9 protein-coding genes are annotated in these 12324 nt (G+C 69.4%); 3 read left to right on the top strand and 6 right to left on the bottom strand.

What is annotated here, in order from left to right:
* The gene (locus BLV02_RS12465) at window positions 1-945 is read left to right on the top strand and encodes a phosphotransferase family protein (RefSeq protein ID WP_069115068.1); all 945 of its coding nucleotides are present in this window, start codon (window positions 1-3) and stop codon (window positions 943-945) included.
* 16 nt (window positions 946-961) lie between these two features.
* Here BLV02_RS12465 and BLV02_RS12470 read toward each other — a convergent pair whose 3' ends face one another.
* Both BLV02_RS12470 and BLV02_RS12475 read right to left on the bottom strand, forming a co-directional pair.
* Window positions 962-2221, bottom strand: coding sequence for an RNA polymerase sigma factor (locus BLV02_RS12470; RefSeq protein WP_069115197.1), 1260 nt, complete (start codon window positions 2219-2221; stop codon window positions 962-964).
* A gap of 20 nt (window positions 2222-2241) precedes the next feature.
* On the bottom strand, window positions 2242-2592 hold the full coding sequence (locus BLV02_RS12475; RefSeq protein ID WP_069115067.1) for a YciI family protein: 351 nt from the start codon (window positions 2590-2592) through the stop codon (window positions 2242-2244).
* 203 nt (window positions 2593-2795) lie between these two features.
* Here BLV02_RS12475 and BLV02_RS12480 point away from each other — a divergent pair, with 203 nt between their 5' ends.
* Together BLV02_RS12480 and BLV02_RS12485 are read left to right on the top strand one after the other, a co-directional pair.
* Window positions 2796-3611 (top strand): SDR family NAD(P)-dependent oxidoreductase, encoded by an 816-nt coding sequence (locus BLV02_RS12480; protein ID WP_069115066.1) that lies wholly within the window; start codon window positions 2796-2798, stop codon window positions 3609-3611.
* A 59-nt stretch (window positions 3612-3670) separates the two neighbouring features.
* Window positions 3671-4378: a hypothetical protein gene (locus tag BLV02_RS12485; protein ID WP_069115065.1), complete on the top strand. Its 708-nt coding sequence runs from the start codon at window positions 3671-3673 to the stop codon at window positions 4376-4378.
* A gap of 371 nt (window positions 4379-4749) precedes the next feature.
* On the opposite strand, the gene BLV02_RS12490 is transcribed toward BLV02_RS12485, so the two are convergent.
* The 4 genes from BLV02_RS12490 to BLV02_RS12505 are packed head-to-tail and all read right to left on the bottom strand — an operon-like array spanning window position 4750 to window position 12289.
* Window positions 4750-5910, bottom strand: coding sequence for a serine hydrolase domain-containing protein (locus tag BLV02_RS12490; protein ID WP_069115064.1), 1161 nt, complete (start codon window positions 5908-5910; stop codon window positions 4750-4752).
* A gap of 33 nt (window positions 5911-5943) precedes the next feature.
* Window positions 5944-7236, bottom strand: a complete 1293-nt coding sequence (locus BLV02_RS12495) for an alpha-L-fucosidase (RefSeq protein WP_069115063.1) — start codon at window positions 7234-7236, stop codon at window positions 5944-5946.
* 60 nt (window positions 7237-7296) lie between these two features.
* Window positions 7297-9693, bottom strand: coding sequence for a glycosyl hydrolase family 28-related protein (locus BLV02_RS36485; protein ID WP_171906907.1), 2397 nt, complete (start codon window positions 9691-9693; stop codon window positions 7297-7299).
* Between the two features lie 40 nt (window positions 9694-9733).
* The gene (locus tag BLV02_RS12505) at window positions 9734-12289 is read right to left on the bottom strand and encodes a hypothetical protein (RefSeq protein WP_069115061.1); all 2556 of its coding nucleotides are present in this window, start codon (window positions 12287-12289) and stop codon (window positions 9734-9736) included.
* Window positions 12290-12324: the final 35 nt, after the last annotated feature.

The following is a 12324-nucleotide window of genomic DNA, read 5'->3' on the forward strand; positions in this document are numbered from 1 at the left end:
ATGACCGACAGCGACTGGAGGGATGGCGGGTTCAGGCAGCGCCGGCCCTCCGAGGAGGCTCTCGCCTGGGCCGCGGCGTCGATGGGCCGGGGCAGTCGCATCGTCGGCTACCGCCGATTGACCGGTGGCGTCTCCTCCGCCGTGCATCGGCTGACTGTCGAGCGACTCGGGAAGCGAACGTTCGTCGTACTGCGGCAGTACCCGGGCGGGCTCGGACTGCAGGAGGCCTTGGAGCAGGAGATCGCCAACCTACGCCTGGTGGCGGGGAGCGGGCTTCCGGTGCCGAATGTCCTGGATGCCGATGTCGCCGGTACTTCGACGGGAGGCGAGCCGTCGTTGCTGATGACGCGGTTGCCGGGACAGGTCGACCTCAATCCGGCGGAACCTCGGTCGTGGATGACGACGATCGCGGAGCTTGCTGTCTTGCTGCATTCCCTCGATCTCCCCGCGAAGGCGTTCAGGCCGTGGACGGATTCGTGGATCGCTCCTCTCGACGGGTTCCAGGTGCCGGTGGGTGCCCAGCAGCCGGCCGTGTGGAAGGCGGCGTTCGATGTCATGGCGGCGCCGCCGCCGGCCGACACCGCCGTCTTTCTGCACGGCGATCTCCTGCCCGTCAACCTCCTGTGGTCGCGCGGCAAGATCACTGGCCTGACCGACTGGAACGGCGTCCATCGCGGGTCGCGCGCGATCGACGTCGGGCACTGCCGGCGATACCTGGCGGCGCTCTACTCGCCCGAGTGGTCGGAGCAGCTTCGGTCACTCTATGAGTCGATCGCCGGAGTGACGCTCGATCCGTGGTGGGACCTGTATGCCCTGCTGCACCATGACGACAGCCAGCCGAAGTGGATCCGCCGTCAGGTCGCAGGACGCCGTCCCGTCGACGTGCCCGGCATGACGTCCCGGGTCGAGGTCGCCCTCGAGACAGCGCTACGGCGCCTCGGATGACCGCGAATTCGTGTCGTCACGCGTGGAGTTGATCGAGACGGCGGGTGAGGTAGCCGCGTTCGACGGTGTTCTCGGTGAGGAGCAGCGCTTCTTCGTAGGCGGTGCGGGCGTCGTGGGTGCGTCCGAGGCGGGCGAGGAACTCGGCGCGGGCGGCGGCGAGGTAGCTGTAGCCGGCCAGTTGGGGCTCGGTGGTGAGTGGCGCGAGTGCGTCGAGGCCGGCGGTGGGGCCGTGCGCGAACCCGACGGCGACGGCGCGGTTGAGCGCGACGACGGGTGAGGGCCAGAGAGCGACGAGCAGGTCGTAGAGCCCGACGATCTCGTGCCAGTCTGTGGTGGCCCAGCTGTCGGCTTCGTCGTGCACCGCGGCGATGGCGGCCATCAACGCGAACCGCCCGGGAGGCCGGCTGCGCAGGGCCTCGCGGACCAGGGCTACTCCCTCGGTGATCGCGTCGTGGTCCCAGCGGACACGATCCTGCTCGGCGAGGAGCACGAGCTGTCCATGCGCGTCGAGACGGGCGTCGCGGCGTGCGTCGGTGAGCAGGATCAGTGCCAGCAGCCCGGTGACATCGGCGTTGCCGGGTAGCAGGGCGCGCAGCATCCGGGCCAGGTCGAGGGCGCGCTCGACGAGATCGCGGCGAATCAACTCGGCGCCGGCGGGAGCGGCGTGACCCGTGGTGAACAGCAGGTGCACCACCTCGCACACCGACGCCACGCGTTCGGGCAGCTCCTCCCGCGCGGGCACCCGGTAGGGAATCCGCGCCTGGGTGATCTTCTTCTTCGCGCGGGTGATCCGGGCCGCCATGGTCGACTCGCTGACCAGGAACGCGCGGGCCACCTCGGCAGTGGAGAGACCGCACAGCAGCCGCAGGGTCAGGGCCACCTGAGCGTCGCGGGACAGCGTGGGGTGACAGCAGGTGAACACCAGCCGCAGCCGCTCATCGCCGATCGCGGCCCCGTCGAACCGCTCCTCGAGCCCAGGGTCGAGCCCCTCGTCGGTGTGGGTACCGACGAGCAGCGGCAATGCCCGGGCCGCAGTGGCCTGGCGGCGCAGCAGGTCCAGCGCGCGGCGACGCGCCGTGGTGGTCAACCAGGCCCCGGTGTTGCGAGGGACGCCGTTGGTGGCCCAGTCGACCAGCGCCTTGGCGTACGCGTCCTGGACGCATTCCTCGGCCAGGTCCAGACCACGGGTGACGCGCACCGTCGCGGCGAGCACGAACGCCCACTCGCGGCGGTGCGCCTCAGCGACCGCGGCGCCCACCCGCGGGTCCACCGACATCACGCGGCCTCCTCGAGTGGTCAGCCGAACGTCTGCACGGGCCGGACCTCGACCCCGCCGGCGACCGTTGGCACCTGCTGGGCGATGGCGACAGCCTCGTCGAGGTCGTCGGCCTCGATGAGGTAGTAGCCCACAACGGCCTCTTTGGTCTCGGCGAACGGGGCGTCGGTGACGCTGAACCCGCCGGTGCCGTCCGGGCGGATCGAGGTGGCCGTCGCCGACGGCCACAGGGCGTTACCACCACGCATCGCCGTCTCGTGCGCGGCCATGAACCGCCGGTGGTCGGCCAACAGCTGCCCTGACTCCTGCCGGCTGCCGGGGGCGGCCAACACGGTCTCGTCGTCGTAGATCAACACCAGGTACTCGGCCATCAGTTCCCATCCTCGTTGCTGCGGCCCGCCACTCGGACCCTCTACTCATCTCGACGCGCGACCCGGGACCGCATCGACACCACGCCCCGAGATTCTTCTCGCGTGCTGTCGATCCGGGCAACGGCACGGCGTCGGTAGAGGTGAGAGCCGCTCCCGGGGCGCCACCACCGTCCCGCCCATCGCGGCCACGGACATCGCTCGATGTGAACGAGCAGGAGGAGAAGGTCATGTTGCTGGAGACCAAGAACGTCGTCGTCTACGGCGCGGGCGGCGCGGTCGGTCGTGCGGTGGCCCGCGGGTTCGCTCACGAAGGTGCCAGGGTGTTCCTGACCGCGCGGCATCTCGACGTCGTCGACACCATCGCGAAGGAGATCTCCGCCGCGGGTGGAGCCGTCGAGACCGCCGTGGTGGACGCCGGGGACGAGAGATCCGTGACCGAGCACCTGGACGCAGTCGTCGCCGACGCCGGCAGCATCGACGTGTCGTTCAACGCGATCGGCAGCTCACCCGTGGGATTGCAGGGGATACCGCTCACCGAACTGCCTGTCGAGAGTTTCCTGCGCCCGATCACCATGTATGCCCAGGCTCATTTCATCACCGCGAGATCCGCCGCACGGCACATGATCGCCCGGCGGTCGGGCGTGATCATGATGCACACCCCCGAGCCGGCCCGTTCGCCGCTGCCCCTGGTTGGCGGCATGAGCGTCGGCTGGGCGGCGATGGAGGGTCTCAACCGGGCGCTGTCGGCCGAATGGGCCCAGCACGGTGTTCGCGCGATCTGCCTACGCACCACCGGCATGGTGGAGACACCGGTCGTCGACGTCGTGTACGGGCTGCATGCCGACGCGCTGGGGATCGCCAAGGAGCAGTTCACCGCGCTGGCGAGTGGCATGAGCCATCGCAAGCGCCCGACCACGCTGGCCGAACTCACGGAAGCAGCGGTGTTCCTCGCCTCCGACCGTGCATCCGCGATGACCGGCACCGTCGCCAACCTGACCGGCGGACTCATCGTCGACTGACCCGACATGCCCCGGCCGCCGTTCGGCGGCCGGGGCAGCCCGACAGAGGAGCAGGAGCCATGAACGATCTACTCGCGAGCGCCGTCGCCGCGCACGGTGGCGTGAATCGGTGGAACGGGATCCGGACCATCGCTGTCGACGCCGCCATCACCGGGGCCTTCTGGCAGATCAAGGGACAAGGCGACGCGCTGACGAACGTCCACTTCGAGGTGGACACGACACGGGAACGGCTGACCATGGACTTCGTCGGTCAGGACCGACGATCGGTCTTCGAACCCGACCGGGTCGTCCTTCAACGACCGATCGGCACGGTGGTCGAGGCACGCGCCGATCCGGAACGGTCGTTCGCCGGCCACCAGTTCGAGACACCGTGGGACGACCTGCAGCTCGCGTACTTCACCGGCGAAGCCCTGTGGACGTACCTGAATACGCCGTTCCTGTTCACCTGGCCGGGATTCGTCAGCGAAGAGATCGCCCCGATCGAGGCCGGCGGCGAAACCTGGCGGCGACTGCAAGTGACGTTCCCCGACCACATCAAGAGCCACACCCGCACGCAGGTGTTCTGCTTCGGCCCGGACGGGTTGCTGCGCCGCCACGACTTCACCATCGACATCGTCGGCCACACGGTCGAGTCGCAGCTCTACGCCGCCGACTACCGCGACGTCGACGGCATCGTCATCCCCGCCACGCGACGTGCCTACGCCCCCATGGGGGACGAACAGATCGTGTTCGTCGCCATCGACATGGCTGACATCGCCGTCCACTGATCCGGACTCCATCTCGCCAGGGTCTGTGGCACCGACCCGAATCAACCTCTGTGCCGCGATCCGACGCGAGCTCGCGAGGCTGTCCGCGCTCCGAGAGGCGATTTGCGAAGAGAGGGCCGACCTCAATGAGGGGCTGGTGTCCGAGGAGGGAACTGCCCACCTGGACTCACCCTTCGAACTACTCTTGAACTGGGACGATGAGCGCAAGGCGGGTACGCGTATCACCAGTCGACCTCGTTCCCAACCTCTGTGGACGAGCACCCGTTCACCGGCGTGGCCCGGTTCCGTAGCCGGAGCACCCGGACAGCAGGCGATCATGCGGGAGTAGTTCAACGTGGTCAGGGACGGGCTGCTGTGCATGTGGCACCTGGTCAGCTGATGACCCGGCGAAGGGCGGCGAGTATGTGCTCTGCCCGTGATCCGTCTGCCATCCGATTGGTCAGATAAGCGAAACCTACCTTCGCGTCGGGGTCGGCAAAGGCCAGCTGCCCACCCGCGCCGTCGTGGCCGAAGGAACGAGGCGAGATGAGGGGTTGGGAATGCGTGGGGATCCTCACGCCGGCGCCCCAGGAGGGGTATGGCGGGGGATTCGTCGCGAAGTGCGGCTTCCCGGTGCTGCGTGGGGTCGCCAACTTCTTGCTGGTCTCATCGCCGATGAGGCGAATGCCGCGTGTGTCGGAGACGGTTGCCGACCAGATACGTGCCATGGCGCTCGCCGTGGCGATGATGCCGGCACCGGCCAGTTCCGCGCGGTGCACCGCCGGATCGTTGAAGCCGCCTTCCGGTGTTATGAGGGTCGGCGGGAATGCGCCGCCGAGCGTGGTCGCTCGGCTCGCCCAGCGCACGGCGGCCGCGTCGCCGGCGAGGTCCGCCACCGTCGACGGATCCTGGACCAGATGCGTCACCCGGTCCTCATGCTGCGGCGGCAGCCCCAGCCAGGCCTGCGCACCGAGCGGGCCGGTCACCTCGTCGGCGAAGAACCGGCCCGCCGTTCGCCCGGCAGCCCGAAGGACGAGCTGCTCGACGATGTAGCCGTGGGTCAGCGTGTGGTAGCTGTGGGCCGTGCCGGGTGCCCATAACGGTTCCTGCTCCGCCAGCGCCTCCGCCACGCTGTGCCCGTCCAGTGCCTGCGCCAGGGTGAAGTCGCGCCGCGGTGCCGAGACTCCGGCGCGGTGCGCGAGCGCGTCGGCGACGGTGACCTGCCCCTTTCCGTGCGCGCCGAACTCGGGCCAGATCGCCGCGACCGGTGTCTCCAGCGAGGGGAGGTCGCCCCGCTCGAGGAGCATGCCGATGAGCACCGCGGCGATGCCCTTGGTGCACGAGAAGGCGACTGACAGCGTGTCCCGCGACCACGCGCGCCGGCGTCGTTCGTCCGCAGTGCCGCCCCAGATCTCGACGACGGGCTCGCCGTCCATCCAGATGGCGAGGGCGGCTCCGGTGCGGCCGTCGGCCGCGAGCGTGCGCTCGAAGGCGTCGGCGACCGGGCCGAAGCCCGGCCGGACGAGGTCCTCGGGTCGATCGGGGTCAGCCACGGCGGTGTGCTCCTTCGGCGGCCGGGTGCGGCCTCACTCGTGGAGGAACAGCTCGACGACGGGGACGGCGACGTCGGGGTGCTGGATCGGCAGTTCGATGGTCAGGTCGTCCGGCGTCGTTCCCAGTGCGGGGTGGGTGACGGCGCCTTCGTCGTGCGAGACGCGGCGTACTTCGGACGCGTCGTTCAGCAGTTGGGCGTAGCGGACCTTCCCGGCGAGCCCGGGGAGGTGCAGGTGTCTGAACGGCCACGAGAACACGTGCAGGTACAGCCGGTCGCCGCGCTGGGTGTAGCGGCAGTCCCGTGGCGGCGCGAACGCGCTGGCGCCGGCGCCGTGGATCGACCTGGCGTGCAGCCGCATCCACCGCCCGATCTCGGCCAGCGTGTCCAGCGCCCGCGGCTCCAGCTCGCCGCGGCCGTTCGGGCCGACGTTCAGCAGCAGGTTGCCGTCCTTCGACACGGTGTCGACCAGCAGTTTGATCAGCAGCTCCGGCGACTTCCAGTCGAGGTTGTCGCGGTCGTAGCCCCAGCTGCCGTTCAGGGTCTGGCAGGCCTCCCAGGTGACCGGGACGCCGTCGATGACCACCGGCGCCACCGGCTGGTACTGCTCCGGCGTGACGAAGTCGGCCGAGCCGTCGACGTCGAGCCGGTCGTTGATCAGCGCCTGCGGCGCCAGCCGGCGGACCAGCGAGATGAGGTCGTCGGAGCGCCAGTCGGCCGCCCCCTTGCCGCCCACGAGCGGGCGGCCCTGGGCATCGCGCCAGTTCCGGTAGGAGAAGTCGAACCACATGGTGTCGACCGGCGCGTACTTCGTGAGCAGTTCCTCGACCTGTCCGTGCAGGTACTGCGCATAGTGCGCGACGTCGCGGCCGTGCTGGTCGACGCCGTCGCGTTCGAAGTCCGGGTGCAGCCCGTCGATGGGGAAGTCGGGCTGCTGCCAGTCCAGCAGCGAGTGGTAGAAGCCGACGCCCAGGCCCTCGCGCCGGAACGCGTCGGCGGTCGGGCCGACGAGGTCCTTGCCCCAGGGTGTGGAGCGCACCGAGTAGTCGGTCAGCTCGGAGTCCCACAGGCAGAAGCCGTCGTGGTGCTTGGTGGTGAGCACCATGTACGTCATGCCCGCGTCGCGGGCGGCACGGGCCCAGACCGCGGGGTCGAACAGGTCGGGATCGAAACGGTCGAGGTAGGGCTGGTACTGGTCGCGGCTGAGCCGTTCGCGGTTGCGCACCCACTCGTGCCGTGCGGCCAGGGCGTAGACGCCCCAGTGGATGAACATCCCGAAGCGCTGTCGCCGGAACTCGTCGAGGCGGGCCGGGTCGGCTGCGGTCATGACCTTCTCCTTCAGGCCGGGCGGTAGCGGTAGGCGGCGCGGTGGCCGCCGTCGTGCGGGCTACAAGGTGACGGTGCCGGAACCGCCGTCCGTGAGGCCGGTGGCGGGACCTTGGTAGTACGTGGTGTCGAACCCGGCGCCGATCACGGTGCTGGTCGAGGAACCCGCGCTGGCGTTGAGCGCGGACAGGTTGTAGCGGCCCCATGGCGCTGCCACCGCGGCCGTGGTGGTGAACAGCTTGGCTGCCTCGGGGCTGTTGGTGACGGTGTTGCGGACCAGGGCGTTGGACCGCACGATCGGGCCGGCCGGAGCGCTCGAGGCGCCGGCGGTGTTGGTGTAGCTGTAGAAGACCCGGCCGGTGTTGATCTGGTTGTCGCTCACCTCGTTGTAGAACTGGATCTTGTAGTCGAACGAGGGAGCGGTGCCACGCAGGGCTGCCGCTCCGCCGACACCTTGGTCGAGGCCGGTCGATCCGCTCGGAAACGCGCCGTCGCCGTCGAAGGTGTTCTCAGCGCAGATCGAGTAGTAGGACGGGCCGTAGTTGCCGAGGTACTTCGGGCAGGTGGTGACGGTGTTGTGTACGTAGAGCTGTCGCACGTGCGTGATCACGACCGTGATGATCGAGGTGGAGTCGGGGACGACCGACCATGGTTCGGCGACGGTGACGGTGTCGGTGGTGTGTGCCTGGACGCGCCGCACCTGGCCCTCGCCGGTCCCCGACAGGACGAACACGTGGGCGCCGATGACGTCGAAGGAACCGGCGGTGTCGAAGGTGCCGGTAGGAACCGTGACGGTCGTCGAGGTTGCGCTGACGACGGGGAGCTGGACGCGTTCGCCGGGCTTGGTGGTGAAGGTGTCGCCGACGAACGCCTCGCCGTTGTTGCCGTTGGGTTCGCCGGCGCCGTCGAGGGTGTTGTGGGCGACGATCACGTCCTCCAGCCCGCAGGCTTCAGCTGGGCCGTAGGAGAAGGCGGCCAGCTTCGAACCGCCGGCGCCCAGTCCGCGCGCGTAGTAGAACGTCGTCGACGAGCGCTGGAAGTCGTTGCGGCGCACGGCGATCCGCCGGCTCCCGGCGATCCTGACCGCGGTGTTGTCGGCATCGGGCTGCGGGTGGTTGGGTTCGCCGTTGACCCGTGGGAAGCAGGCGCGGAGGGCGCAGTCGGCGATCTCGACGTCGAGCATCGCGCCCAGGACCACGCAGTTGTTGCTGTCGATGTCGCACTCGAGCACGCGCAGGTTCCGGCAGCCGTAGGCGAAGACGCCGTTGACGCCGGTGCGCAGCCACACATTGCTGGGGTAGTCGTTGCAGACGATGGTCGTGTTCTGGATGGTGACGTTGTGCCGGCGGTTGACGCCGATGCCGACGGCCCGTCTGTCATTGGCGTCGATGCTCAGGTCGCGGATGACGACCGCACCATTGGCGGCGTCCAGGTAGAACAGGGACTTCTGGTCCGCGGGGCCGACGCCGTAGACGTCGTCGGGCGTCTCGAGGGGGAAGTCGGCGCCGAAGGTCGATGCGTCGCTCATCCGGATCGCCGTACTGCCTTGCCCGTCGCCGACCAGGTGGATCGGGTTGGCCGTGGCGGGGAACGTCATGCGGCCGGAGACCGCGTAGTTCCCCGCCGGGATGGAGACGGTCGCGCCGCCGGGGGTGGCCGCGGCCGCGGTCAGGGCGGCCTGGATCGCCGCGGTGGAGTCGGCGGTGCCGGTGGGATCGGCACCGTGATCGGTGACGACGTCGATCGCGCCGGCGGGTGGCGCGGCTGGACTGGTGACCTGGACGGTGAGCTTCTCGGAGTAGCCGTGATGGCCGCCGCGGCCGTTGGAGACCAGGAGGTCGTAACTGCCCGGCGCGATCGACGCGGGCACGGTGGCGGTGAGCTCGAACCGGGAGATCACCGTGACCGCGCAGGCGTGCAGCGTGCCGGTCGAGCCCCGCAGGTAGACCGCGGGGGTGCCGCCGCCGAGGTGGAGGTTGGCGCCGATCACGTCGATCGTCTGCCCGGGCTCCGGCGCCGGCCGGGTGTGGAACCACGGCTCGGCCGCGTTGAGCAGGAGCGGCGCCGACCAGGACGTTCCGTCGGCCGACGACACGTAGGCGGCTTGCACCGTCCGGGAGCCGGCCGGAGGGATCGCGGCCAGGCTCGTCGCGGTCACCCCGGCGGGCGTCAGTGGCGCGGCGCCGGCCGGCGGCGTGGCGGGGAGCGCCGGCACGCCGCCGCTCGGCGGAGTCACGTCGTCGGCAACGGTCCAGAGCCGCAGCTGACTGGTGGCGCTGAAGCCCGCTCCGTTGAGCTGGACCGCCGTGCCCGGTACGAGGTTGCGCAACTGTTCCGGATACAGCGCCGGCGCGGTGGCGTCGGCACGTGCGGGCAGGGCGGGGATCCCGGCGACGGCGAGCGCCGACGTGGCTCCCATGGTCTTGAGGACGGTGCGACGAGAGATCTGCCTGGTCATGGTGTGGTCTCCGCTGCTGTCGTGGTGGCGGCGAGCGTCATCAGTACGGCTCTTCGAAGGGTGGAGCCGTCGCGATGAGGTCCCTCGTGTCCTCCTGGCGCAGGATTCGGTTCGGCACCCGGTCCATGCGGTTGAACCGCACGAGGTTGTTCTTGCCACCGCGAGCGAGAATGCCGTTGTCGTCCTGGAAGACGTAGTTGGCCTCGACGACGGTGGAGTCGCATCGCCGCAGGTTGATCGAGGCCTCGAGGTCGGGGTCGGCTTCGGCGGGCCGGGAGAACCAGATGTTGTAGTACTGGTTGGTCTGGGTGGCCGAGCCGCGGGACCAGACCTGGTTCCGGCGGACCGTGTTGGCGAACATGCCGCCGGGGATGTCCTCCTGTCCGGCCGTGTTGCCGCCGTAGAGGTTGATCGCATCGGAGCCGGTGAGCATGTTGGTGTAGATGAGGTTGTAGGCGCCCGTACTGCGCCGTGCCTTGCCCTGCATGGTGAATCCGGACCAGATGCTCAGTCCGCCGGCGCTGCGGATCTCGTTGCCGGTGATGATGTTCTCGAATCCGCTGCCGTAGAACGGCTGCATGAAGCCGCGGCCGTTGCTGTAGACGTTGTTGACCCAGAGATTGTTGACGGCCGGGTGGGTGATGATGTCGATCTTGGTAGTCGCGTCAGGGACGGTGCGCCAGGGGTGTTCCAGCGTGAGCGAGCCTTGGCCGTCGTTGTCGACGATGCGGCGCAGTTGCCCGAATCCACGGCCTTCGGCGATCCAGGCGTAGAGCTCGCTCGAGGTTGCCTTGGCGGCTCCTTCGGGGAGGGTCGAGCTGGTGTTCACCGTGGTGGCCGCGGCGCCCGACACATCTACTTCCTCCAGCGCGTAGCCCGCTTCGGCCATGAGGACCTCGGAGGCGTTGCCGCGACCGCCGATCTCGTGGATGCGGTTGCCGCCGAAGTAGACCCGAGTGGTGTTCATCTGGCAGATCAAACCGCGCCCGCCGGAGTAGAGCTCGTTGTCCTCGAACACGGAGTCCGACCAGCCCATGATCATGCCGATATTGGAGTCCTGGCGCTGGTGGGAGGAGAGTGAGTTGCGGACGATCATCGCGTGCCGGTGGGCGTGGCGGCCGGCGTACATCGCGAGGGGTTCGTGGGCGTCGATGACGCAGTCGGAGATCACCAGGCGGGCGGTCGGGCTCGCGACGTGGATTCCCGCGTTGGTCGGCGTGAAGGCGCTGCGCAGCGCGTACCTGGTCGCCCGAATGGTGAGGCCGACGCGCTTGACGAACACGTCCTCCTGGATCTTCTCGGGGTCGGAGTTGCCGATCAGGACGGCAGTGAAGTCACGTGAGCCCGCCTGAATCGAGAGATCCGAAAGGCCCGAACTGCCCTCGAGCCATACGAGCGGCTGGTGCGGTGCCCAGTACGGGGTGTAGTCGCCGGCGAAGCCCTTGACGAACGACGGAGACGGAAAGAGGTCGGAGACCGCGAAGGTCCCGGCGAAAGCGGACCCCAAGGGGGTGGTGAGCCGAGTGGCACCGCGTCCGCTGCCTTCCAGGACGACGCCGTCGGGTACCCGCAGCGTCGTGCCGATCGCGATCGGGCCGGTCGGGAGCCGGACGATGCCGCCGCCGCGGCGGCGTCCCACTGCGTCGAGCCGATCCTGGATACGCCGCGCGTTGTCGTTGTACCGGGCGTCGTCGGGAATGCTGACGACGTCGACGCGGACGCTCCCAGGTGCGGATCCGGGCTGGTCGGTCAGGTCATGACGGGCGAGCCTGTTGATGAGGGTGCGGGCGGCGCGGACGCGGACCGGGACGGAGTTGCTCCAGCCGTTCTCGAGTCCGTAGCGGGTGTGTACGGAGAGTTCGTAGTCGCCGTCGGGGATGTCCGCGGGGATGCGGATCTGGACGACGTGCGGCTTGTAGTTGGGCCTGGCCTGTCCCTCGCCGTCGTAGAGCTGGGCCCAGTGGACGGCGTCGCCGTCGGCCTCGCGCAGGGCGATCGGGTAGTCGTAGTTGGCGCCCGTGACGCCGTACGTCGCAAGGAAGTTGCGGCCGAAGAGCCGGATGGTCTCGCCAGGGACCAGCACATCGGTCTCGGCGAAGAAGATCGCCGGCTTGTTGACGACGTACGGCCGGGACCAGTGCTCGCCGGTCTTGACCCAGACGGCCGTGGGGTAGACGGCGAGGTCGGCGGCCGGGTTGGGGTATCCGATCTGACCGGCGACGAGGACCCGCTCGCGGGCCGCGCTCAACAGCGTGGCCTTCGCTGCCCCGCTCGGCGGGCTGTCGGGCAGCGCCGCCTGGCCGCCGAAGCTCGCCTTCGCGTCCTCGAGAGTGTCCTTGCCGAGCTTCAGGAGCCACACCTCGGACTGGGCGGTGAAGCCTTCGCCGACGATCACCATGGAGGTGCCGTCGTCGACGCCTTCTGTTGCGTAGGAGATCGCGACGGGGGCGTCGGCCGGGTTCACCGGGTCGACGGCGGGCAGTGCCGTCGGTTGCTCGCGCGGCGCGGCGAACGCGCGGCCACCCAAGGTGGCGACGGCCACGGTGGCACCGGTGGCCTGGAGGAGGGTGCGCCGCTTGACGTCGATGTCGGGCATGGGCGTGCCTTTCTGCGGGGTGACGGGGCGGGCGT

Source organism: Jiangella alba (assembly GCF_900106035.1).
Lineage (GTDB): Bacteria > Actinomycetota > Actinomycetes > Jiangellales > Jiangellaceae > Jiangella > Jiangella alba.

Coding starts and splice junctions, on each gene's coding strand:
- BLV02_RS36485 (WP_171906907.1), bottom strand. CDS start 9,693: ATGACCAGGCAGATCTCTCGTCGCACCGTCCTCAAGACCATGGGAGCC.
- BLV02_RS12505 (WP_069115061.1), bottom strand. CDS start 12,289: ATGCCCGACATCGACGTCAAGCGGCGCACCCTCCTCCAGGCCACCGGT.
- BLV02_RS12495 (WP_069115063.1), bottom strand. CDS start 7,236: ATGACCGCAGCCGACCCGGCCCGCCTCGACGAGTTCCGGCGACAGCGC.
- BLV02_RS12485 (WP_069115065.1), top strand. CDS start 3,671: ATGAACGATCTACTCGCGAGCGCCGTCGCCGCGCACGGTGGCGTGAAT.
- BLV02_RS12465 (WP_069115068.1), top strand. CDS start 1: ATGACCGACAGCGACTGGAGGGATGGCGGGTTCAGGCAGCGCCGGCCC.
- BLV02_RS12475 (WP_069115067.1), bottom strand. CDS start 2,592: ATGGCCGAGTACCTGGTGTTGATCTACGACGACGAGACCGTGTTGGCC.
- BLV02_RS12470 (WP_069115197.1), bottom strand. CDS start 2,221: ATGTCGGTGGACCCGCGGGTGGGCGCCGCGGTCGCTGAGGCGCACCGC.